The 20,715-nt window shown below is 57.3% G+C and carries 22 protein-coding genes and 1 pseudogene; 8 read left to right on the forward strand and 15 right to left on the reverse strand.

The window, feature by feature from the left end:
* Positions 1-418, forward strand: a 418-nt coding sequence (locus ACEN2J_RS03575) for an IS4 family transposase (protein ID WP_442103349.1), incomplete at its 5' end; no start/stop codon positions are given.
* A 21-nt stretch (positions 419-439) separates the two neighbouring features.
* Positions 440-1,642: pseudogene (locus tag ACEN2J_RS03580) on the forward strand (cytochrome D1 domain-containing protein); the annotation flags it as partial.
* Positions 1,643-1,811: 169 nt separating this feature from the next.
* On the opposite strand, the gene ACEN2J_RS03585 reads toward ACEN2J_RS03580, so the two are convergent.
* From ACEN2J_RS03585 to ACEN2J_RS03615, 7 genes are all read right to left on the reverse strand, one after another.
* Positions 1,812-2,651: an amidohydrolase family protein gene (locus ACEN2J_RS03585; protein WP_442103351.1), complete on the reverse strand. Its 840-nt coding sequence runs from the start codon at positions 2,649-2,651 to the stop codon at positions 1,812-1,814.
* A gap of 1 nt (position 2,652) precedes the next feature.
* On the reverse strand, positions 2,653-4,167 hold the full coding sequence (locus tag ACEN2J_RS03590; protein ID WP_442103353.1) for a UxaA family hydrolase: 1,515 nt from the start codon (positions 4,165-4,167) through the stop codon (positions 2,653-2,655).
* A gap of 9 nt (positions 4,168-4,176) precedes the next feature.
* Complete coding sequence (locus ACEN2J_RS03595; protein ID WP_442103355.1) at positions 4,177-4,971, reverse strand: SDR family oxidoreductase; 795 nt, start codon at positions 4,969-4,971, stop codon at positions 4,177-4,179.
* Between the two features lie 56 nt (positions 4,972-5,027).
* The gene (locus ACEN2J_RS03600; RefSeq protein ID WP_442103356.1) at positions 5,028-5,972 is read right to left on the reverse strand and encodes an ABC transporter substrate-binding protein; all 945 of its coding nucleotides are present in this window, start codon (positions 5,970-5,972) and stop codon (positions 5,028-5,030) included.
* A 71-nt stretch (positions 5,973-6,043) separates the two neighbouring features.
* The gene (locus ACEN2J_RS03605) at positions 6,044-7,042 is read right to left on the reverse strand and encodes an ABC transporter permease (RefSeq protein ID WP_442103358.1); all 999 of its coding nucleotides are present in this window, start codon (positions 7,040-7,042) and stop codon (positions 6,044-6,046) included.
* Positions 7,039-8,559 carry a sugar ABC transporter ATP-binding protein gene (locus ACEN2J_RS03610; protein WP_442103360.1) on the reverse strand — a complete coding sequence of 507 codons (1,521 nt, stop codon included), beginning with the start codon at positions 8,557-8,559 and terminating at the stop codon, positions 7,039-7,041. The genes ACEN2J_RS03605 and ACEN2J_RS03610 overlap by 4 nt, the downstream gene beginning before the upstream one ends.
* On the reverse strand, positions 8,556-8,720 hold the full coding sequence (locus ACEN2J_RS03615) for a hypothetical protein (RefSeq protein ID WP_442103362.1): 165 nt from the start codon (positions 8,718-8,720) through the stop codon (positions 8,556-8,558). Before ACEN2J_RS03615 ends, ACEN2J_RS03610 begins: the two co-directional genes overlap by 4 nt.
* 127 nt (positions 8,721-8,847) lie before the next feature.
* Between ACEN2J_RS03615 and ACEN2J_RS03620 the strand changes: the two genes are divergently transcribed.
* Positions 8,848-9,777 (forward strand): GntR family transcriptional regulator, encoded by a 930-nt coding sequence (locus ACEN2J_RS03620; protein WP_442103364.1) that lies wholly within the window; start codon positions 8,848-8,850, stop codon positions 9,775-9,777.
* Here ACEN2J_RS03620 and ACEN2J_RS03625 read toward each other — a convergent pair.
* Both ACEN2J_RS03625 and ACEN2J_RS03630 read right to left on the reverse strand, forming a co-directional pair.
* A complete protein-coding gene (locus ACEN2J_RS03625; protein WP_442103366.1) occupies positions 9,761-10,183 on the reverse strand; it encodes an RbsD/FucU family protein in 423 nt (140 codons plus the stop codon). The two genes, ACEN2J_RS03620 and ACEN2J_RS03625, sit on opposite strands and share 17 nt — an antisense overlap.
* Before the next feature lie 27 nt (positions 10,184-10,210).
* Complete coding sequence (locus tag ACEN2J_RS03630) at positions 10,211-11,134, reverse strand: LysR family transcriptional regulator (protein ID WP_442103367.1); 924 nt, start codon at positions 11,132-11,134, stop codon at positions 10,211-10,213.
* Between the two features lie 99 nt (positions 11,135-11,233).
* On the opposite strand from ACEN2J_RS03630, the gene ACEN2J_RS03635 reads away from it, so the two are divergent.
* The 4 genes from ACEN2J_RS03635 to ACEN2J_RS03650 all read left to right on the forward strand — a co-directional run bounded on the left by ACEN2J_RS03635 (position 11,234) and on the right by ACEN2J_RS03650 (position 14,250).
* Positions 11,234-12,493: a urate hydroxylase PuuD gene (locus ACEN2J_RS03635; RefSeq protein ID WP_442103369.1), complete on the forward strand. Its 1,260-nt coding sequence runs from the start codon at positions 11,234-11,236 to the stop codon at positions 12,491-12,493.
* 49 nt (positions 12,494-12,542) lie between these two features.
* Positions 12,543-12,893 (forward strand): CidA/LrgA family protein, encoded by a 351-nt coding sequence (locus ACEN2J_RS03640; RefSeq protein WP_442103370.1) that lies wholly within the window; start codon positions 12,543-12,545, stop codon positions 12,891-12,893.
* Positions 12,890-13,606, forward strand: coding sequence for an LrgB family protein (locus tag ACEN2J_RS03645; RefSeq protein ID WP_442103372.1), 717 nt, complete (start codon positions 12,890-12,892; stop codon positions 13,604-13,606). Before ACEN2J_RS03640 ends, ACEN2J_RS03645 begins: the two co-directional genes overlap by 4 nt.
* 155 nt (positions 13,607-13,761) lie before the next feature.
* Positions 13,762-14,250 carry a hypothetical protein gene (locus ACEN2J_RS03650; protein WP_442103374.1) on the forward strand — a complete coding sequence of 163 codons (489 nt, stop codon included), beginning with the start codon at positions 13,762-13,764 and terminating at the stop codon, positions 14,248-14,250.
* Between the two features lie 84 nt (positions 14,251-14,334).
* On the opposite strand, the gene dctP is transcribed toward ACEN2J_RS03650, so the two are convergent.
* The 6 genes from dctP to ACEN2J_RS03680 are packed head-to-tail and all read right to left on the reverse strand — an operon-like array spanning position 14,335 to position 19,907.
* A complete protein-coding gene (dctP, locus tag ACEN2J_RS03655; RefSeq protein ID WP_442103375.1) occupies positions 14,335-15,393 on the reverse strand; it encodes a TRAP transporter substrate-binding protein DctP in 1,059 nt (352 codons plus the stop codon).
* Between the two features lie 29 nt (positions 15,394-15,422).
* The gene (locus ACEN2J_RS03660; RefSeq protein WP_442103377.1) at positions 15,423-16,712 is read right to left on the reverse strand and encodes a TRAP transporter large permease; all 1,290 of its coding nucleotides are present in this window, start codon (positions 16,710-16,712) and stop codon (positions 15,423-15,425) included.
* Complete coding sequence (locus ACEN2J_RS03665; RefSeq protein ID WP_442103379.1) at positions 16,712-17,302, reverse strand: TRAP transporter small permease; 591 nt, start codon at positions 17,300-17,302, stop codon at positions 16,712-16,714. The genes ACEN2J_RS03660 and ACEN2J_RS03665 overlap by 1 nt, the downstream gene beginning before the upstream one ends.
* A 45-nt stretch (positions 17,303-17,347) precedes the next feature.
* A complete protein-coding gene (locus tag ACEN2J_RS03670; protein ID WP_442103381.1) occupies positions 17,348-17,860 on the reverse strand; it encodes a flavin reductase family protein in 513 nt (170 codons plus the stop codon).
* The gene (locus tag ACEN2J_RS03675) at positions 17,860-18,750 is read right to left on the reverse strand and encodes an aldo/keto reductase (RefSeq protein ID WP_442103383.1); all 891 of its coding nucleotides are present in this window, start codon (positions 18,748-18,750) and stop codon (positions 17,860-17,862) included. Before ACEN2J_RS03675 ends, ACEN2J_RS03670 begins: the two co-directional genes overlap by 1 nt.
* Positions 18,750-19,907, reverse strand: a complete 1,158-nt coding sequence (locus ACEN2J_RS03680; RefSeq protein WP_442103385.1) for an LLM class flavin-dependent oxidoreductase — start codon at positions 19,905-19,907, stop codon at positions 18,750-18,752. The genes ACEN2J_RS03675 and ACEN2J_RS03680 overlap by 1 nt, the downstream gene beginning before the upstream one ends.
* 90 nt (positions 19,908-19,997) lie before the next feature.
* Between ACEN2J_RS03680 and ACEN2J_RS03685 the strand changes: the two genes are divergently transcribed.
* On the forward strand, positions 19,998-20,699 hold the full coding sequence (locus ACEN2J_RS03685) for a GntR family transcriptional regulator (protein WP_442103387.1): 702 nt from the start codon (positions 19,998-20,000) through the stop codon (positions 20,697-20,699).
* Positions 20,700-20,715 lie beyond the last annotated feature (16 nt).

The raw sequence follows: 20,715 nt of genomic DNA on the forward strand, positions 1-20,715 counted from the left end.
CGCGCTGCGCTGGAAGATCGAGACCTTCTTTCGGACCCTGAAAACCGGGTGCCGGATCGAAGAGATGCGCTTGGCCACGGCCGATCGCCTGGCCAACTGCATCGCGTTGTGCTGCGTCGTGGCCTGGCGCGTGTCATGGCTGACGATGCTGAGCCGCGAGGCACCGGAAGCAGCGCCGACTGCAGTATTCACCGAAACCGAGCGCCACATGCTCGAACAGGCTACACCGGAAAGAAAGCGACAAGCGCCGCGCAATCTTGATTTCTATGTCAGGGCGGTCGCGCGGCTCGGTGGTTATCTCGATCGCGCTTCCGACACGCCGCCGGGGACGACCGTCATATGGCGAGGCTTCTCACGCCTAGCCGATCTCGTCGAGGGAGCCCGCATCGCAACGTCGCCGCCAGACACTTATGGGTAACTGCAAGGGTCATCGACCGGTTACACCCCCGCCACGGCGCCGGTTTTCAAGGCCGACCCGACGAATATCACGCTGGTTGTGGAAACCGGCGACCACCATGTCTCGGTCTTGGATGGCGACACATTCGACGTGCTCGACCGGTTTGAAACCCCGTTTGCCGTGCATGGCGGGCCAAAGTTCAGCCCCGATGGCCGCTATGTGTTCATTATGTCGCGCGATGGTTGGGTGCAGAAATACGACATCTGGTCGCTGCAACAGGTGGGCCGCGTGCGCGCAGGCCTTAACTCGCGCAATATCGCGATGAGCCGTGATGGCAAATGGTTGGCTGTTGCCAATTATTTGCCGCGCACGCTGACCATTCTTGCCACCGATGATCTAAGTGTGGTGAAAGTGATCAATGTGGCAGGCCATGACGGCACGCCAAGCCGCGTTTCCGCCGTGTACCAAGCCCCGCAGCGCAACAGCTTTGTTCTGGCGCTAAAGGATGTGCCCGAGATTTGGGAGGTCGCGACCAACCCCAACGCGGGCCCGTTTTATGACGGTTTCGTCCATAGCCATGAAAAATCGATGGAGGAAGGCCTTGCCGCCGAGAAGGGTCTTTTCGCCCGCCGCAGGATTAAGATTAACGCGCCTTTGGATGACTTCTTTTTCACCCCCGATTACCAAAACCTGATCGGCACCAACCGCGATGGTAACAAAGGTGTGGTCGTTAATATGGTTGTCGGGCATGAGATTGCCGAGCTGCCCTTGCCCGGTATGCCGCATCTAGGGTCGGGCATCACTTGGACCAGCCACGGGCGCAAGGTTATGGCCACGCCGCATTTGCAAGAAGGTGTGCTGTCGGTGATCGACCTTGAAACCTTTAAGCTGGTGAAAACCATTCAGATGGAAGGGCCGGGGTTTTTCCTGCGCAGCCATGAAAACTCAGCTTACGTCTGGGCCGATGTGTTTTTTGGCCCGAACAAAGGCAAGATGCATATCATTGATAAAGAAAGCCTTGAAATTGTCCGCACGCTTGATCCGGCACCGGGTAAAACTGTGGCGCATACTGAATTTACCAAGGATGGCCGTTACGCGCTGGTCTCTATCTGAGAAGATGAAGGCGCGGTGATTGTCTATGATGCGAAAACCTTTGCAGAAGTAAAACGGCTGCCGATGCGCAAGCCTTCGGGGAAGTATAATGTCTGGAACAAAATCACCTTTAGCGACGGCACCAGCCACTAAAAGCTTGTGGGTTTTGGGGGCGCTGCTTTGGCCTTTTGCCACCTCGGCCGTGTCGATTAACCTATTTATGTTGGGTCTTTTAACCCAAGCGATTGGGCTGCCTGCCCTTGGGCTTGCCCGCCACCTATGCCGCAGCGCGCTGGGTGCGCAGCTTGATTGCGCAGGCGTCTTAGGCGGCTAGCCTATAGATGCGGCGGGCATTGTGCTGCGCAATCGCTTCGGCTTCATCCGGGCTAAGGGCGGCCAGCAGTGCGCGGCTTTGGTCGATCCATTTGGGCATGCCCGCACCGAGGTTTGCCACTGGCCAATCGCTGCCCCAAACAATCCGGTCGGGGCCAAAACAATCCAGCACATGGGCGACCCAAGGGGCAAGGTCATCGGTTTCAAACTTGTCCGGCGCGCAATAGGCGGTGATACCGGACAGTTTGCAATTCAGGTTCGGGAATGCCGCCAAGCGCCGCATTGACGCCGCCCAAGGCGTAAAGCCGCCGCCCGCAATATCGGGCACGCCGCAGTGGTCGAGCACAAAGACTTGGTCATCACAGGCCCGCAGTAATTCCTCGGCCACACCATGTTGGCGGGCAAGGAAGCACAGGTCAAACGGCAGACCTTTGGCCCCGATTTTGCGCAGGTTTCGGCGAAAGGTTTCCCCGCGCGACAGGTCATCGGGGGATTCGTGCAGAATGCGGCGATAGCCTTTGATGCCAAGATCGGGCGCTTCCTCCAGCCACGCGTCAAAGCCTGCATCGGTCTCGGGGCGGCAGGCCGCGACTTGGCCCAACAACCGCCCACCGATCAAGCCGACGATCAAGCGCGCCTCGTTTTGATAGTCGGCCTCATCTGCATCGGCTTCCATAAAGAGGGTGCCGATGATGCCTTTATCCTTGGTCAACGCGTCATAATCGGCCAGTGTGTAGCTGCCGTTTGACAAGGTCTGATGCGTTTCGACCCAGCCGTAGCTAAGTTCGTCGCGGTAGATAAGGTGTTGATGCGTATCTAGAAACTCCAATCTACATCACCGCCCCAATTTGCCACGGAACAAACTCTGCCCCGCCAAACCCCAAGCCTTCGGATTTCGTAATCTCACCTGATGCCACGCGAATAAACAGCTCAAACATTTCGGCACCTTTGGCAGCAAGGCTGACATCGCGGTCGATGATGTCGCCGGTGTTAAGGTCCATGTCTTCTTCCATGCGGGTGAACATGTCGGTGTTGGTCGCCACTTTGATACAGGGAACGGGTTTATAGCCGGAAACCGACCCGCGCCCTGTGGTAAACACAATCAGGTTCGCGCCCGAGGCCACTTGGCCCGTTACAGAACACGGGTCATAGCCGGGGCTGTCCATGAAAACAAAGCCCTTTTGGGTGATTGGCTCGGCGAATAAATACACGCCCGCCAATGGCGCAGACCCACCTTTAGCCACCGCCCCCAGCGATTTTTCCAAAATGGTCGTTAGCCCGCCGCGCTTGTTGCCAGGGCTGGGGTTGTTGTTCATCTCGCCCTTGTTGCGGGCGGTGTAATCTTCCCACCAGTGGATTCGATCGACCAGTTTTTGTCCTATTTCGGGCGTCACGGCGCGGCGCGTCAGCAGGTGTTCGGCGCCGTAAATCTCGGATGTTTCTGATAGGATCGTCGTGCCACCATGGCGCACCAACAGGTCCGAGGCGACCCCCAGCGCGGGATTGGCCGTAATGCCGGAATAGCCATCTGACCCACCACATTGCATGCCAATTACCAACTCGGAAACCGAAATAGGTTCACGCGTGCAGGCATCCGCCTTGATTGCCATTTCGCGCAGCATTTCGACTCCGCGCTCCACCGTGCGCCGCGTGCCGCCGGTTTGCTGAATGGTCATATAGCGAAAATTGCCATCATCGCGCATCCGTGCCGCACCGATCAGATCGGGGATCTGCATCACTTCACACCCCAACCCCACCAGCAGAATACCCGCAAAATTGGGGTTGCGGGCATAGCCTTGCAAGGTGCGAAATAGGGTGTCGTACCCCTCATTCTCACCCGACATACCGCAGCCGGAACTGTGGACGATTGGCACAATGCCATCGACGTTTTTCAACGCGCGGAACCAATCGGTTTTCTCAGCTTCTTCCGCGATGAACCGCGCGACCGAGCCAGAGCAGTTAACTGATGTCAAAACGCCCAAATAGTTGCGCGTGCCAGACCGGCCATCACTGCGGCGATAGCCTTGGAACACGCGCTGTTCCGTTATCGCGGGCAGGGGGGTGGCTTGCATCCCAAAGGCGTAGTCCTGCGCGTGATCGGCCATTGCAAGGTTTTGCACATGCACATGGGCGCCTTGCGCAATATCACAGGTAGCAGCGCCGATGATCTGGCCATAGCGGCGGATATTTTCGCCCGCTGCAATCGCTTGGTTGGCGATTTTATGGCCGCGCTTTACACCCTCGGAGACTGTGTAGCCGCCAGTGGCGTCGCCCGCCGTAAGATCGGCAAGAGCGATATCAACATTGTCTTCAACGTGCAGGCGGATGCTGGTTTGGTTGGTCATGGGCCACCTTTAGGCGTGGGGGGAAAGCGTAGAAAGCGAGCGGTCTAGGTGGGTATAGCCGCCATCGACAAACAGCCATTGCCCCGTGGTATGGCCCGCGCGGGGCGACAGGGTAAAAACGGTCGTCGCAGCGATTTCATCATCCAGCGTCATGCGCCCTTCTAGGGGAATGCGGGCGGTAATCTCGGCCAGTTTTGCAGTCGGATCATCCAGTGATTTCAGCCAGCGGTCATAGAGCGGGGTCATCACCTCGGCCGGAATAACGGCGTTTACGCGCACGCCATCCGCCGCCAGTGCCGCCGCCCATTCGCGCGTCAGCCCCAGCTGCGCCGCCTTGGCCGCGACATAGGCCGAGGTGTTGCCTTGCCCCGTCACGGCCGTTTTGGACGATATATTCACAATCGCGCCTTTGCTGGCCTTCAGATCGCCCACCAAAAGATGCACGAGCAGGTAGCAATGCACGAGGTTATTATCGAGCGAGGCGCGAAACGCGTCTGGCCCCGCTTCTAGCCCTACGCCGTCATTATTTCCGGCGTTATTGACCAGCCCGTAAACTTGGCCCCACCGTTTGCGCGTGGCGTCAACAGCGGCGCGGACCTGATCATCTTGCGACAATTCTACCTGTACCCAATCGCAGGCAGGCACCTGCGCTTGCAGGGCGGCCATGAATTCCGGATCGGGTTTGCTGCGGGCAAAGATAACCGGAATGGCCCCTTCTGCCGCCAGGCCACGGCTGATCGCGCCACCGATGCCAGCACCGCCGCCGGTCACAATCACAACTTTGTCTTTCAGACCCAAGTCCATCATTCGCTCCTAGAAAATAAGGGCGGCCCATGCGCACAAAGGCCACCCCATTTAGATCAATCGTACAAAACAGCGGCGATTTCAGGATCGGCCATATTGTTTTTGTCATACCAGTAGAAGCCGGTATCGATCAGCTTTGGCACCGCCTCACCCTTGGATGCCATGAGCGCCGCCTTGACGGTTTCATAGCCAATGCCCACAGGGTTTTGCGTGATAGCACCAGCCATCGTGCCTTCGGCAATCGCCGCTTTTTGCGCAGCACCAGAATCGTAACCGATGATGACGACTTCCGAGCGGCCGGTTTCTTTGACCGCGTTCAATACACCAATGGCCGAGCCTTCGTTGGCCCCGAACACGCCTTTTAGGTCGGGATGCGCGGTGAGGATCGCCTTGGTGATCTCGGTCGATTGCAGCTGGTCGCCGCCGCCGTATTGGATATCGACGATCTCGATATTCGGGTGCTTTTCCTTAATGCGGTTCACAAAACCATCGCGGCGGTCAATGCCGGTGCGCGAGGTTTGGTCATGCACGACAAGCGCCACTTTGCCAGCATCGCCAATCAGTTCGGCCATTTTATCGGCGGCAAGGCCAGCAGCAGCGGCGTTATCGGTGGTGGCGGTTGCGACCGGAATGTCGCTGTCTACGCCAGAGTCGAAGGCCACAATCGGAATGCCAGCCTCTTGCGCTTTGCGTAGCATTGGAATGGCGGCTTGGCTATCAAGTGCGGCAAAACCGATCGCAACAGGTTTTTTGGCCAAAGCGGCGGCCAACATATCCATTTGCTTATCAACTTGGGTTTCGCTGTCGGGGCCTTCAAAGGTGACTGTCACGTCAAACTCGGTGGCCGCCTTATCTGCGCCGGCCTTTACAGCCTGCCAGAACTGGTGCTGAAAGCCTTTGGAAATCAGCGCGATATAGGGCTTGTCCTGGGCAAGGCCAAAGCTGGTGGTGGCAAGCAGGGCCGTGGCGCTGACAGCCGCGAAAAGGGTTCTTCTGTTCATCATGGTTCTCTCTCCCGTTAGATTGGTTTTGATATGCGTGTGCGAATAGGTTGGCCCTATTTCTTCGTTTGTTAACTTAATCCGCGCCGCCGCATCATATCGGCGTAAACCGCGATGATGATGATCGACCCGGTGACAACGGTTTGCCATTCCTGCGCGACCGACATGATGCGCAGTCCGTTCAGCAAAACCGACATAATCAGCGCGCCGATGATGGTGCCCAGCACCGACCCTCGGCCACCGGCCAGCGACGTGCCGCCGATTACCACGGCGGCAATCGCGTCCAGCTCGTACCCCAGCCCCAGCGCTGGCTGCGCCGAGTTCAGGCGTGAGGCGATGATCAGCCCTGCGATGCCGCAAATCCCGCCAGCCAGCGCATAGATCGCCATTTTCCAGCCATCTGCATTGACGCCCGACAGGCGCACCGCCTCTTCATTCGACCCAAGCGCAAAGCAATAGCGGCCCAGCACCGTACGGTTCAGCACATAGCCAATCGCCAGCGCCAGCAGGAATAGGATCAGCACACCATTCGGCAGCGGCACCGATGGAATAAGCGTTGCCACCAAGGAGCCGGTGGAAATTTGATCAAACCCCGGTGTGTCGTTGAAATAGATTGGCTTGGTGCCTGAAATCACCAGCGACAGGCCCTTAAGGATCAGCATCATCCCCAAGGTTGCGATAAACGGCGGCACCTTCATTTTGGCGACCAGCGTGCCCGAAATCAGCCCGCAACCTGCGCCGGCAGCCACTGCCGCCACAACACCCACCGCAAAGGGCAGGCCGGCATAGGTCAACACCACGCCCGCAATCACGGCGGTAAACGTCATCAGCGTGCCGACCGATAGGTCAATCCCGCCGGTGATAATCACCAATGTCGCCGCAATCGCCAGCACGCCATTCACCGACGTCGCCTGCAAAATCGCGAGGATGTTTGAGGTTTGCATAAAGTTGGGCGAGGCTACGCTGAAAAACACCAAGAGCACGATCAAACTGGCAAAGGCCCAGAGTTTTTGCTGCGCACCGTTGGCTTTGGGTTTGGCTTTGGCAGAGAGTGCTGGGGCAGTTGTCATGCTGTGGCTCCTGTAGGTTCATCGGCACGCAAAGTGGCCAAATGCATAATCTCTTCTTGGCTGGTACCCGGCCCGCCCGGCAAAATGCCGGTCAAGCGGCCTTCGCACATCACGGCGATGCGGTGTGACAGGCGTAACACCTCGGGCAGTTCGGCGCTGATCACGATCACGGCCTTGCCCTGTGCCGCAAGCGATTGCAGCAGCTTGTAAATCTCGGCCTTGGCGCCGACATCAATGCCGCGCGTGGGTTCGTCAAAAATCAGAATGTCACAATCGCGCAGCAGCCATTTCGCGATGACCACCTTTTGCTGGTTGCCCCCCGACAGCAGCCGTACCTCTTGCCGCGCCGAAGGCGTGCGGATGGACAGGGTTTTGATATAGCTATCGGCCGTGGTGCCCAGCTCGGCATCATTTATCACGCCAAGACGGTTGCCAAAACGCGGCAGGCTGGCCATCGCGATGTTGTCGCGCAGGTCTAGCCCGAGGGCGAGGCCGAAATGCTTGCGATCCTCGGACAGATAGCCAATCCCTGCGGCCACCGCATCCTTTGGGGTGCTAATCTGCACAGGCTTGCCATGCACCAAAATCTCACCGCTTTCGCGTTTGTCGGCCCCGAAAATTGCACGGGCCACCTCGGTTCGGCCTGCGCCCATCAGGCCGGCAAAGCCCAAAATCTCACCCTGTTTCAGGGTAAAGCTGACATTGCGGACAAGCCGCCCCCGGTTCAGGTTTTTCACCTCAAGCGCCATGGGGGCGTCTGTTAAATCAGGAATATCAACGTGAACTTGCTCCAATTCGCGGCCCACCATCATCGAAATAATCGTGTTGATCGGGGTATCCTTGGCCTGCACGCTGCCGATATAGGCCCCATCGCGCATCACGGTGACACGGTCGGAAATACGCTTAATCTCATCCATTTTATGGCTGATATACACCACGCCCACGCCTTCGGATTTCAGTTGGCGGATGATGGTAAACAGCTCATTCGTTTCTGCATCATTCAGCGCGGCGGTGGGCTCGTCCATAATCAAAACGCTGGATTTGAACGACAGTGCCTTGGCAATTTCAACCATCTGTTGCTTGGCTACCGACAGGCTGCGCACCTCGGAGCGGGGGTCGATATGGACGTTCATCGCGGCAAAAATCGCCTCGGCTTGGGCATTCAGCGCCGCCTCATCCAAGCGGCCAAACCGCAGGCGGGGTTCGCGGCCAATAAAGATGTTTTGCGCGACGGATAGATCATTCATCAAGGCCAGTTCTTGGTGAATAATTCCGATCCCAAGGTCTTGGGCGGCGCGGGGGCCATTGATGGTGACGGTTTTTCCGCCCACCGCAATGCTGCCGCCATCGGGTTGGTAAATGCCCGACATCACCTTCATCAACGTCGATTTTCCAGCGCCATTTTCACCCATTAGGGCGTGAACCTCACCGGCTTTCAGATCAAACTGCACAGATTTTAGCGCATGAACGCCGGGGAAATGCTTGTCGATACCCGTCATGCGGACCAGTTCGGTCATGCGGCCTCCTCGGTCGAAAAAACGACGATTACGTTGAGGGTTGCAGCGCGCTTGGCGACCCGTTCAGGTAACCGCGCGGGCAAAGACTTTAGTCCCAGCACCTCACAACGAGTGGGGGCGGTGCAAATGCCGCACTGCATGGTTTCGCGTTGCTGATCCATTGGTCCTCCCCTACCGCTGAATTTAGATTTTCATCTTGGGCACAGTTAAGCAGGGCAGCGCGGCCTTGCCTATTGTTTTTAATCTTTCTATACAAAAAACATTCAGACTACGGATGCGAGGCGGCAAATGGCGCGTACTGATGAACGGTTTAGAACAGCGTTTAACGACTGCTTAACCTTGATCGCCCAACATAAGGTTGGCGACAGCCTGGTTGCCGAAACGGCGCTGGCCGAGCGTCTAAAGGTAAGCCGTACGATTGTAAGAGCGGTCCTTACGGCGCTGTGCGATGGGGGTATAGTGCGATGGCAGGGGCGCAGCAAAACCATTCTGCGCTTGCCGGTCAAGGAGGACCGGCTGCCATTGCGTGGGGATTATGTACCGCGTGATATGCTGGAACGGCGCTTTCTGGAATGGGTTTTGCGCTTTGATGTGCCGGCGGGTACGCCGTTGAATGTGGCAAAGCTGGCCAAGGAGTTTTCGGTGCCGCCGCATGCGCTGCAAGAGTTTCTGTCCGGTCTTAGCCAATCGGGGTTGGTCGCGCGCAGGCCGCGCGGGGGCTGGCTGTTGCTGGGGTTTACCGCCAGCTATGCGATTGAACTGTCCGAGCTGCGCGTGCTGTTGGAGCTGAACGCGGTGCGCAAGCTGGTGCACCTGCCCAAAACCCACGCGATCTGGCCAGAGTTGGACGCGCTAGAGCATCAGCATCACGATCTTGCCGAGCGCATCGACACCGATTTCCATGATTTCTCGCGGCTGGACGGTGCGTTTCACTTGGCGCTGAATTCAGTTGTCGAAAACCGCTTTGTGTCGCAGTTTCAGAAAAGCATCTCGTTGATTTTCCACTATCATTACCAGTGGGACAAGCGGATGGAACGGCATCGGAATGAGGCCGCGATTGCCGAGCATCTGACGCTGATTTCTGCGCTGAAAGCTGGGGATGAGGTTGCAGCGGTTGCGGCGGCCCTGGCGCATCTTCGAACGTCCAAGGCCACGCTTTTGGGGTCTTTGCGGGGGAATGAGCTTATTCCGCCAGATGCGATTACGCCGGTGGAATGACCCCTTTGGTCAGAATGATGTTGCCATACAGCCGCCCCTCGCCGGTTTGCACAATCGCAAAACACCGTTTTGCGCGTTCATAAAACGCAAAGCGTTCGACCGAGCCGACGCGGCCCCGCGCGCCGATGATCGCGGTGAATTCGGCAACCGCCTCGGGCACGGCCTTGGCATCACCGACCACCTGCATCACATGGGCGCTGTGTTCGACGTAACTGTCCAGCGGCAGCAGCGACAGCACAGCATCCAGGGCAGTCGTGGCCGAAATGCCATCCACCCGGATCAGCCGTTTGGCGCAGGATGTGGCGGGAAAATTGCTATCCACAATCGCAATTTCATCGCCGTGTCCCATCGCGGCGAGCGCGTGCAACAGGTCGGGCGACAGCAGCGGGTTCAGGCCTATCAGCATCGGATCTCCTTGGGGGTTTGCATAGGATCAGGCCAGAGGGTCCAGCCGCAGATCACCGATGTTCTTGGTAATGCGGGTGACCATAAAGTCAATGAACAGCCGCGCTTTTGGGTCTTGTTTGCGGCGGTGTGAATAGAGGCAGGCCATCTGGATCGGCACGGGGGGGTGCTGCGGCAACACGGCCAGCAAGCGTCCGTCTTTGATATGGTCAGCGACCTCAAACAGCGGCTTCATAATGATCCCAAGGCCTTGCAGCGCCCAGTTGGTCAGCACATCGCCGTCATCGCATTCAAAGGGACCGTTCACCTCTATGCGTTTTACGCCGTCTTTGGTTTGCAGCGGCCACTGAAATTCGGGTGCGCCGGGGTAGCGCAGGTTTAGGCAATCATGCTCGGCCCGCAAGGCGGCGATGGTTTTCGGGTCGCCCCGTTGGGCGATATAGGCGGGCGAGGCGCAGAGAACCCGTTCGCAATCGGCGATTTTGCGGATGCGCAGGCTGGAATCTTCGGGCACGCCTTGAAAGAACGCAACATCCAGCCCTTCAGTCGCCAGATCGATCTTGCGATCCGACAGGCGTAGGCGGATTTTGATCAGCGGATATTCGGCGTGAAAGGCGGCCACTTCGGGCGCAATCAACCGGCGGCCAAGGCCCAATGGTGCCGACACATGCAGCACACCGCGCGGAGCCAGCGTGACCTCGTTCACCTCATCTTCGGCCTCGTCTACCGCCTCAAGGATCTTGCGCGCGCCAGGGTAAAAGATATTGCCCTGCTCGGTCGGGTTCAGCATTCGCGTGGTGCGCTGAAACAGCCGCACGCCAAGATGTTCCTCTAGCTGCGAAATCCGCGCCGAGGCAACCGCTGCAGAAATGCGCATATCGCGGGCAGCCGACGACATGTTGCCCAATTCATAGACGCGGATAAAGGTTCGGATGTTGTCTAGGTATGCCATAGCCTATTGTTAGTACTATTTTGAAACAGCTAGAAGTCTTTTTGTAATACAATCAAATCACGCCACGGTTTAGGCTTAGGGAAAATAAGGGAGAACGACATGCAAGAGATGGCGATCATCTGGGATTGGCTGGGGTTTGCCGTGCGTTGGGTGCATGTCATCACAGCGATGGCGTGGATTGGGGCGTCGTTCTACTTTATTGCGCTGGATTTGGGGCTGCGTAAGGTGCCCAACATGCCCGAGGGTGCCTATGGCGAGGAATGGCAGGTCCATGGCGGCGGTTTTTACCACATCCAGAAATATCTGGTCGCGCCAGCGAATATGCCTGACCACCTGATCTGGCACAAATGGCAAAGCTATATGACCTGGGTGTCGGGCGCGGCTTTGTTGATGATCGTCTATTGGGCGGGCGCCGAGTTGTACCTGATCGACGCGCAAAAGGCCGACCTTTCGGCGCTGCAAGGCATCGTGATTTCAGCAGCCTCATTGACATTGGGCTGGATGATCTATGATTTTCTGTGCAAATCCCCGCTTGGCAACCGGCCGACCTTGCTGATGGTGTTGCTGTTTGTGTTGCTGGTAGTGATGGCGTGGGGCTATAACCAGATATTCACGGGCCGTGCCGCGTTGCTGCATCTGGGTGCGTTTACCGCGACGATCATGACCGCGAACGTGTTTTTCATCATCATGCCGAACCAGCGGATTGTGGTGAAAGATTTGCAAAACGGGCAGGTGCCCGATGCGAAATACGGTAAGATTGCCAAACTGCGGTCTACGCATAATAACTATCTGACGTTGCCAGTCATTTTCCTGATGCTGTCCAACCACTACCCGTTGGCCTTTGCGACCGACTATAATTGGCTGATCGCGGCCTTGGTGTTTTTGATGGGCGTCACGATCCGGCATTATTTCAACACGATGCACGCGACAGGCAGAGGCCCGCATTGGACGTGGCTGGTGACAACGGTTCTGTTTATTTTGATCATGGCGCTGTCTACCGCCCCTTTGATGCAAGATACCTATGAGGACTCAGAAGCCCGCGCCCTAACCCCGCGTGAGCAGATTTTTGCAAGTGCGTCAGGGTTTGATGAGGCGAGTTCGATCATTCCGGGCCGTTGTGCGATGTGCCATGCGAGGGAGCCGAGCTATGATGGCATCCACCGTGCGCCCAAGAATATCTTGCTGGAAACCCCCGCCGATATCGCAAAAAATGCGCGGCTGATCTATATTCAAGCCGGCGCGACCGAGGCGATGCCGCCAGCGAATGTGTCTTTTATGGAAGAGCCCGAGCGGTTGGCCATTCGTAAATGGTACCGTGCCGCCGCAAAAGATTTGCCTTTTACCATGGCCGCAGACTAACCCTTGGCTAATAGGCGCTTTGGGCGCAGTTTAAAAAGGGGGCTTTGGGATGATCGTACATCTTGCCATGCTTTTGGCGTTTCAATTGGCGGGCGAAACCCTGTCGCGCGGTTTGGGGCTGATTATCCCTGGCCCGGTGATAGGCATGGTTTTGCTGCTGGTCTTCTTTATCGCGGCCCCAAAGGCAGCGGCGGCCGCACAACCGACAACCCATGGGCTTTTGTCGCATCTGTCTTTGCTGTTCGTGCCTGCGGGCGTGGGGATTGTGGCCCATCTTGATAAGCTGGGCGAGGATGGTTTCCCGATCCTTATCGCGCTTTTGGTCAGTACCGCGCTGTCGATTGCGGTGGGGGCGCTGGTGTTCGTGGGCTTGGCGCGCTTGGTCGGGGGACGCATATGAACAGCCTGCCCGAAATATGGACCTATCTGGCCCAAGAGCCGCTGCTGTGGCTGACCGCGACATTGGTTGCCTATGCGGTGGGCGATGCCTTGTTCCGCGCCTCGGGCAGGCGGCCGTATGTTAATCCGGTGCTGATTGCGGTTGTTTTGCTGGCCTCGTTGCTTTGGGTGGCTGGCATATCCTACCCGACCTATTTTGAAGGGGCAAAGTTTGTCCACTTCATGCTTGGCCCTGCCACGGTGGCTTTGGCGGCCCCGCTTTACGCCAACCTTGGCAAGATCAAAACATCGGCCATTCCAATGATCGGTGCTCTGGTTGCAGGCTCTGTCACTGCGATCGTCTCGGCGCTGGGCATTGCCTATGCGATGGGCGTGCGGGGTGAGGTGCTGTTGTCCTTGGCTCCGAAATCGGTGACTGCGCCTGTGGCACTCGGGGTGTCCGAGGCGATTGGCGGCTCGCCCACGCTCACTGCGGTTTTGGTGATTTTGACCGGCATCATGGGGGCGGTGATGGCGACGCCTTTGCTGAACCTGTTGCGGATCAAGAATTGGCAGGCGCGGGGCTTTGCGGTTGGGGTTGCATCCCACGGGATCGGCACGGCGCGGGCGTTCCAAGTGAATGAAACTGCAGGGGCGTTTGCAGGGATAGGCATGGGGCTGAATGCGGTTTTGACCGCGATCATCGCACCGTGGATTGTGCGGTTTTTTCTATGAACGTGGGCGCTGCCCGTGTGCCGCCAATCTTACGGATCAACCGGACCTCCGCCCTTATGACTTTATTGGGAACAGGTGTTATCAAACGTTAATTGCTCATGGTTTTGGTCACCCATAGGGAGGTGCGACCAAAACCTAACCTTAGAAAGAGCATAATGTTATCTTTGAAACCACACCTGCGGCAGAGTGTTGTGTTGCCTGTCATCCTTGCCGGACTGATCGGAGAAATTGCTTTCGAAATTTACGCGTGGTTGATCTCTCCACTGCTGTTTGGCGTGATTTTGCAGCCCTCTAATTTGGTCATCGCGATCACGGCCAAGCTGACAGGTGGTCAGATTTCACACGTTCTGGCGTTTCCCATCCACTTTGCAATCGGGTCGCTTGGTTTTGGACTTTTTGTTTATGTGATGCGGTTGGCGCTACCTGCGCGCACGTGGCTGGCCGGGTTCGTGGCCGGGTTTGTGTTGTGGTTTATAGCCCAAGGCATGTTGGCCCCGTTCATCGGGCGCAGTTTTATGATGGATTTCGGAACCTATACGCAATCGTCATTCATCGGCCATGTCGGGATGACAGTGTTGATGTCCTATTTGATGGAGCGGTTTTTGAGCAGCTTTGAGGCCAAATTGGCAACGGCGTCAGCCTGAATACATCAGCTTTTCGGTGCCGATTAAAAAACGGCGCGCAGTTTCCTGCGCGCCGCTCTAAATTTCAAACAGGCCTAGGTCTGCTTATTTCAGTTCCAGCGCGCGTTCGCCGTCTACGACGCCTTGCGCTTGGTCAACAGCGGCGGTGAAGTCGGCCAGAACTTCTGGGCCGCCTTTTACGCTCGATTTGAACCATTCGAACACGGGTGCAGCGGCGGCTTTGAAGGCTGCCTTTTCATCGGCTGTTGGCACATAGATATCGCCGCCTTCTGCTTTGAAATCAGCATAAGCTTGGATTTCTTTGCGTTTCGGGCTGGCGAAAGTTGCCTGTTGCAGGGCTGCGAAACCATCAACAACCACTTGCTTTTGTGCGTCTGTCAGGCTGGCAAAACGGTCTTGGCCCATCCACCAGAACGCACCCATATAGCTGTGGCCGTCAAGTGTCAGGTACTTCAGGCCGGCATCGGGGAACTTCATGTTCATGATGTCGGTGATGCCGTTTGCTGTGCCTTCAACAACGCCGGTTTGCAGTGAGGTAAACAGCTCTGGCCATGCGATCGGGGTTGGCGACGCACCCACGGCGCGGGCCGATTCTTGTGGCAGATCGGCAGGCACGGTGCGCATTTTCAAGCCAGCAAGATCGGCAGGCCCGTGAACGCGCTTTTTGGTGTTGGCATAGTTGCGCCAGCCGCCGGTGTTACCGATGGTCATCAGGCGGATTTTATCGCCAGAATCTGCCATAACCATGCCGCGCAGTTTCGAGGTGAAATCGGTGCTGGTCAGCACGGTTTCAGCAACGCGGTCATCCGACATCAGGTAGGGCAGGTCGAGAACCTGAATGTAAGGGAACAGGCCAGCGGCGCCGCCCGAGGTGGAAATGTAGACGTCAATCGAGCCATCTGCCACGCCTGCGAGGCATTCATCACCTTTGGCGCAAAGCTGTGTGCCGATGAACAGCTCAACCTTGATTTCGCCGTTCGAGGCGTTCTCGACATAGTTTTTAAAGACAACTAGACCGTCATAGTCTTCGTCGTTTTCATTCGAGTTAGCGGTGGCGCGCAACGTGATCGCCTCGGCCATTGCCATGCTGGTTGTGCCTGCCAACAATGTGGCGAGCAGCAGGGTTTTCATCGTATTTTTCATGTGGTCTTCTCTCCCTAGTGGTTTGGTAGTCAGTGGACGAACCCGAAAAAGCGCGGGACGGTAAGGCTGATCGCCGGGATGTAAGTGATCATAAAGATGACCAGCACTTCGACGGCGAGGAAGGGTAATGTGGCGCGGGCGATCGTTTCGACACGCAGGCCCGAGACCGAGGATGTGACAAACAGCACAAGGCCCATCGGTGGTGTCAGCAGGCCTACGGTTAGGTTGACAGCCATGATGATAGCGAAATGCACCGAGTCAACCCCGAGCGAGGTAAAGATCGGCCCGAGGATTGGCCCAAGGATAATGATCGCGGGGCCTGCATCAAGGAACATGCCGACGATAAACAGCAGCAAGTTGATAAGGAACAGCAAAATCAGCGGGTTATCAGACAGGCCAAGGATGATTTGCGCTAGCAGTTCGGGCGTGTGGCTAAGGCTGGCCACTGTTTTGAACGCCATAGCAGCGCCAACCAACAGGAGTACTACAGCCGATGTCATGCCCGCATTGGTCAGGATTTCCGGCATATCGCGCAGTTTCAGCGTGCGCATGACGAAGAAGCCAATGAGGGTAGAATAGCCGACAGCAACCGCCGCAGCCTCGGTTGGGGTAAAGACGCCGCCGAGGATGCCGCCGAGGATGATGACAGGGGTCATCAAAGGCCAGATTGCCTTGACGCTGGCCTGTCCGCGTTGGGCCCATGTGGCACGCTGGGTGCGGGCGGGCAGGTCGTATTTATCGGCGAGGAAGTGGATCATCAGCATCAAGCCGCCGCCGATCATAATGCCCGGCACGATACCGGCAAGGAACAGCGCGGCCACGCTTTCGCCCATCACATAGGCGTAGATAATCATGATGCCTGAGGGCGGAATGATTGGCCCGATGATGGAACTGGCGGCGGTAATCGCTGCAGCAAAGCTGCGGGTATAGCCTTGTTTTTCCATCGCGGGGATCAGCATAGAGCCGAGCGCCGAAACATCAGCCACAGCCGAGCCGGACAGCCCCGCAAACAGCATCGACGACAGCACGTTTACATGTGCCAAACCGCCGCGCAGGTGGCCCATCATCGCTTGGGAAAACTCGACCAGACGCATGGTGATGTTGGATTTGTTCATCACCTCACCGGCCAGCATAAAGAACGGGATCGCCATCAGCGGAAAGCTGTCCATCCCGTTATAGACGTTGCGGTACAGCAGCACGATGTCGCGCTCTTGTCCGTTCATCCACAACAGGATTGCAGGGGCGGCGATCAGGCCGAAAAATACGGGCAAGCCAAGAAGCAGCAGCACGAGGAACAGGGGCAAGAAAAGCGAGAGCATTATTCGGCGCCTCCCATTACGGAATAGGGTATCTCATTCAGGTTTTCGGCGTGCCCAACAAGGGTGATAAGGCTGCGCAGGATGAGTTCGACACAGACAGAAATCAACATGCCGAGGCCAACGACGAGCGAAAGCATCATCCAGCTTTTCGGCACTTTTTGGATGGTGTTGAAATCAAGGGTTGTCGGGTAGTGCAGACTGTCGGTTGCAAAGCGCCCGCCAAGGCCTGTCACCTCACTCCAGCCGATTTTAACGCCGACGATCAGCACGACAAGCGATAGGCCCAGCAGCACCAGCGACAGGATGGCCGAGGCGGCTGTGGGCAAAAGACGGGTCAGCATTTCGATCGACACAAATCCGCCGCGGCGAAAGGCCGTGGGGGCCATAAGGCCCGTCATCCACAGCATCAGGAAACGCGATGCCTCTTCTGGCCAAGCCAGCGCATTGCCAAGGACATAGCGAAAAAACACCTGCAGCAGAATGACAATCACCATAACGGCGACCATGCTGGCCCCGATGCGGCGGCCAAGTGTTAAAAGGGCAGCGTTTACCGCACCCAGCCCGTTGGTCAGGCCCAAAACTGCGCCCATGGCGCTCTCCTCCCATTTCACCCGGCCTTATGGCCGAGGGTCGTTTCAGTTGGCGGTAAACCCGCCATACTGACCTTTTGTAAACACCAGTGGTGCGCCGTCACGCATTGCGCAACGTAGCACACGACCCACGACGATCAGGTGATCGCCTCCCTCATGGGTGGCATTTTGTTCGCACTCAAACCGCGCCAAAGTGTTGGGTATCAGCGGCACCCCTTCGGCGTTGCGGTGATAGGACATGCCTTCAAACCCTAAACCGCCGCGAATAAAGCGTTGGATCAGGTCTGATTGGTCATCCGCCAAAACATGGATCGCATAGTGTTTCGCATCTGCATAATGCGCGAAACGCTGCGAAGATTTGGCTGGCGACCACAGCACCAAAGGCGGGTCCATCGACAAAGCCGTAAAGCTGTTGGCGGTAAAGCCCATTGGCCCGTGCTCGGTTTGGGTGGTGACAATCGTAACCCCTGTTGCAAAACAGCCCAAAGCATCACGAAACGCGCGTGATTGGCTAGCATCAGGGACAAAGCATGTCTCGGATGGTGGTGTGTTTGTCATCAGGCCACCTCATGCCCCATGACGAGCGTGTACAGCTCAAACCATGTCTGGCGATCAAGTTTGATATCCATCGCCGTCCCGATTGTGCCGATGCGCGCAAGGCTGTTGGTGCCCATAACCGGAATAATCCGTGCGGGGTGGTGCAGTAGCCATGCGACAGCGGCGGCAGACCAATCGGTGCCATGTGCGGCGCCAATCTCGGTCAACCGGTTGCGCAGGACCTCACTCGATTCTGCCAGCAAGCGACCACCGGCAAGCGGCGACCACGCCATAGGGGCAATGCCGCGCTCTTGGTGGAATGCGATGTCGCCATTGGTAAACGCCTCATGCGCCACAAGGCTAAGCTCGATCTGGTTGGTGACCAGCGGCGATTTCATGCCCGATTGAAGCAGTGTGAAATCCCAAGGGCGGAAGTTCGACACGCCAACGGCACGGACCTTGCCCGATGCGACCAAAGCATCAAGTGCCGCACCGGTTTCCATATGGTCCATCAGCGGGTCGGGGCGGTGGATCAGCAGCAGGTCGATATGGTCAATCGCCATGTCTTTCAGGCTGGCATCAACAGACGCATTGATATGCGCGGCCGAGGTATCATAGTGTTTGACCCGCGCGGCAGAATGGCGGCCAACCGGTGCCACAATATCGCATTTGGTGATGATTTCCATCTTGTCGCGCAGCTGCGGGGCCGCACGCAGGGCATGGCCCAGCAGCGCCTCGGCCTCATACCCGCCATAGATGTCGGCTTGGTCAAAGGTGGTGATGCCTTGGGCAAGGCAGGATTCGATCTTGGCCTGCACATGTTTGGCGCTGGTGTCGGCATCGTCGCCCAGCCGCCACATGCCATAAACCAGCCGCGACAGCTCAACCTTGCCCAGTGTAATCCGTTCCATTAGCGCCGTTCTCCAATTCCAAGTGGTGTGGCCGGTGTGCTGGCTGGCACCCGACCGTAAGCATGTGGCAATGAGCAGGTTTTAAGCTGCGGCAAAACCTTGGTGCCAAAGTGATCGCATTCATCCAAATGCGGATAGCCCGAGAAGATGAACGCGCGGATGCCCATTTTCTGGTATTCCTCGATTTTCGACATAATCTGATCGGTCGAGCCGACAAGGGCAGCACCACAGCCCGAACGGGCGCGGCCGATACCTGTCCACATATGCGGTTCGATATAGCCGAATTGGTCGGCCAATTCGCGGGCGCGTGACTGGTGTGCCACACCCAGCGAAATGCTGTCATGCGCGCGGTCGCGGATCAGTTTGCCGTATTCGTCATCAAGCTTGCTGGCGATGTAGTCGGCGTATTCTTTGGCCTCGGCCTCGGTATCACGCACAATCATATGAACGCGCAAACCGTAGTCGAGTGTGCGGCCATGCGCCTCGGCGCGGGCGTGAACGTCACGCATACGCTGGGCTAATTGGTCCTTTGGCTCGGGCCACATCAGGTAAACGTCGCATTGCGCGCCGCAAAGTTCCAACGCATCGGGGGAATAACCACCGAAATAGAGCAGAGGGCCGCCGTTTTGTTGGTACGGCTTGGCCGGGTCGGCAGACACTTTGCTGATCTGGTAAACGTCGCCGGAATATTCGATGTGATCTTGGGTCCAAGCTTGGCGCAAAATCTCGACAACTTCGTGGCTGCGCTTATAGCGGAATTTGCTTTCGGCCACTTCGCCCGGAAAATCCGAAGAAATGACGTTCAGCGTCAGCCGACCTTTTAGCATGTGGTCCAGCGTGGCCACGGTGCGCGCCAGCATAACCGGCTGCACCTCGCCGCAGCGAATGGCGGCTAGATAATTGATGTTTTCGGTGATTGGCGCACAACCTGCAACGAAAGACAGCGTGTCTTGGCCGACTTGGTAAGACGACGGGCAAAGGATGTTGCGAAAGCCGTGGCTCTCGGCGCGTTTCACGATACCCGAGCAATGCTCCCAAGAGGAGCGAAGCGCGCCGTCGGGCTGGCCGAGGAACTGGTAATCATCCGAGCACAGGGCGGCGAACCAACTTACTTCGGCGGCATCCAGATCGGGGGATGTGATGGGAACGACGGTCATTGATTCTCTCTCCCTGAGATTCAGCTTTTCACTTGCGTAGCATCGCATTTGATGTAGATCAATACTGTATCAATTATTTTGGACCCGCCAATGCAAGCCCCAGGTTCTTTGCCCATGTTCATGCAGATCAGCGAATTGCTGATCCGTGACATTGCGGCTGGGCGGTTGATTGATGGGGAAAAGCTGCCGCCCGAACGTGAGATGGCGTCGCAGTTGGGCATAGCTGTTGGGACCTTGCGGCAGGCCCTAAAGGAACTGGTTGCCAAGGGTATGTTGGTGCGGGTGCAGGGCTCGGGCAACTATATCCGCGCGGTCAGCGATCCGGCCTCGGTCTATGCGATGTTTCGGTTGGAACTGGTTGCGGGGGGCGGGTTGCCCACAGCGCGTGTTTTATCGGTGGACCGCTGTGTGAAAGACGCAAGCTTGCCCGCATTCGGGGACGGCGCCGAAGGGCACCGCATTCGCCGTTTGCGCTTTTTGTCGGGCAAGCTGGCGGCGATCGAAGAGATTTGGTTGGATGGCAGCTATGCGCAGGCCATTGCCAGAAGTGACCTCTCGGAATCGCTGTATTTGTATTACCGGGAACGGTTGGGCCTGTGGATTGTGCGGGCCGAAGATCGGGTTGGCCAGGGGCCTTGCCCCGATTGGGTGCCTGCGGACTTTCCGCACAAAGCAGGGGTGCCCTTGCCAAAGATCACCCGCGTCAGTTGGGGGCAAGATGGCCAGCGGGCCGAGGCCTCGGTGACGTGGTACGACCCAGATATCGCGCAGTATGTTGCGCGTTTAAAATGAGACCCGGCGCTAGAGG

Origin of the sequence: Pseudorhodobacter sp. W20_MBD10_FR17 (assembly GCF_052119765.1) — a bacterium.
Taxonomy (GTDB): Bacteria; Pseudomonadota; Alphaproteobacteria; order Rhodobacterales; family Rhodobacteraceae; genus Pseudorhodobacter.

What these genes read in the sequence shown, in the direction of transcription:
- ACEN2J_RS03650 (WP_442103374.1), top strand. Translation starts at nt 13,762, where the DNA reads ATGTTATCTTTGAAACCACACCTGCGGCAGAGTGTTGTGTTGCCTGTC.
- ACEN2J_RS03605 (WP_442103358.1), bottom strand. Translation starts at nt 7,042, where the DNA reads ATGACAACTGCCCCAGCACTCTCTGCCAAAGCCAAACCCAAAGCCAAC.
- ACEN2J_RS03670 (WP_442103381.1), bottom strand. Translation starts at nt 17,860, where the DNA reads ATGACAAACACACCACCATCCGAGACATGCTTTGTCCCTGATGCTAGC.
- ACEN2J_RS03625 (WP_442103366.1), bottom strand. Translation starts at nt 10,183, where the DNA reads ATGCTGATAGGCCTGAACCCGCTGCTGTCGCCCGACCTGTTGCACGCG.
- ACEN2J_RS03640 (WP_442103370.1), top strand. Translation starts at nt 12,543, where the DNA reads ATGATCGTACATCTTGCCATGCTTTTGGCGTTTCAATTGGCGGGCGAA.
- ACEN2J_RS03665 (WP_442103379.1), bottom strand. Translation starts at nt 17,302, where the DNA reads ATGGGCGCAGTTTTGGGCCTGACCAACGGGCTGGGTGCGGTAAACGCT.
- ACEN2J_RS03635 (WP_442103369.1), top strand. Translation starts at nt 11,234, where the DNA reads ATGCAAGAGATGGCGATCATCTGGGATTGGCTGGGGTTTGCCGTGCGT.
- ACEN2J_RS03630 (WP_442103367.1), bottom strand. Translation starts at nt 11,134, where the DNA reads ATGGCATACCTAGACAACATCCGAACCTTTATCCGCGTCTATGAATTG.
- ACEN2J_RS03660 (WP_442103377.1), bottom strand. Translation starts at nt 16,712, where the DNA reads ATGCTCTCGCTTTTCTTGCCCCTGTTCCTCGTGCTGCTGCTTCTTGGC.
- ACEN2J_RS03590 (WP_442103353.1), bottom strand. Translation starts at nt 4,167, where the DNA reads ATGACCAACCAAACCAGCATCCGCCTGCACGTTGAAGACAATGTTGAT.
- ACEN2J_RS03615 (WP_442103362.1), bottom strand. Translation starts at nt 8,720, where the DNA reads ATGGATCAGCAACGCGAAACCATGCAGTGCGGCATTTGCACCGCCCCC.
- ACEN2J_RS03620 (WP_442103364.1), top strand. Translation starts at nt 8,848, where the DNA reads ATGGCGCGTACTGATGAACGGTTTAGAACAGCGTTTAACGACTGCTTA.
- ACEN2J_RS03610 (WP_442103360.1), bottom strand. Translation starts at nt 8,559, where the DNA reads ATGACCGAACTGGTCCGCATGACGGGTATCGACAAGCATTTCCCCGGC.
- dctP (WP_442103375.1), bottom strand. Translation starts at nt 15,393, where the DNA reads ATGAAAAATACGATGAAAACCCTGCTGCTCGCCACATTGTTGGCAGGC.
- ACEN2J_RS03680 (WP_442103385.1), bottom strand. Translation starts at nt 19,907, where the DNA reads ATGACCGTCGTTCCCATCACATCCCCCGATCTGGATGCCGCCGAAGTA.
- ACEN2J_RS03595 (WP_442103355.1), bottom strand. Translation starts at nt 4,971, where the DNA reads ATGGACTTGGGTCTGAAAGACAAAGTTGTGATTGTGACCGGCGGCGGT.
- ACEN2J_RS03600 (WP_442103356.1), bottom strand. Translation starts at nt 5,972, where the DNA reads ATGAACAGAAGAACCCTTTTCGCGGCTGTCAGCGCCACGGCCCTGCTT.
- ACEN2J_RS03675 (WP_442103383.1), bottom strand. Translation starts at nt 18,750, where the DNA reads ATGGAACGGATTACACTGGGCAAGGTTGAGCTGTCGCGGCTGGTTTAT.
- ACEN2J_RS03685 (WP_442103387.1), top strand. Translation starts at nt 19,998, where the DNA reads ATGCAAGCCCCAGGTTCTTTGCCCATGTTCATGCAGATCAGCGAATTG.
- ACEN2J_RS03645 (WP_442103372.1), top strand. Translation starts at nt 12,890, where the DNA reads ATGAACAGCCTGCCCGAAATATGGACCTATCTGGCCCAAGAGCCGCTG.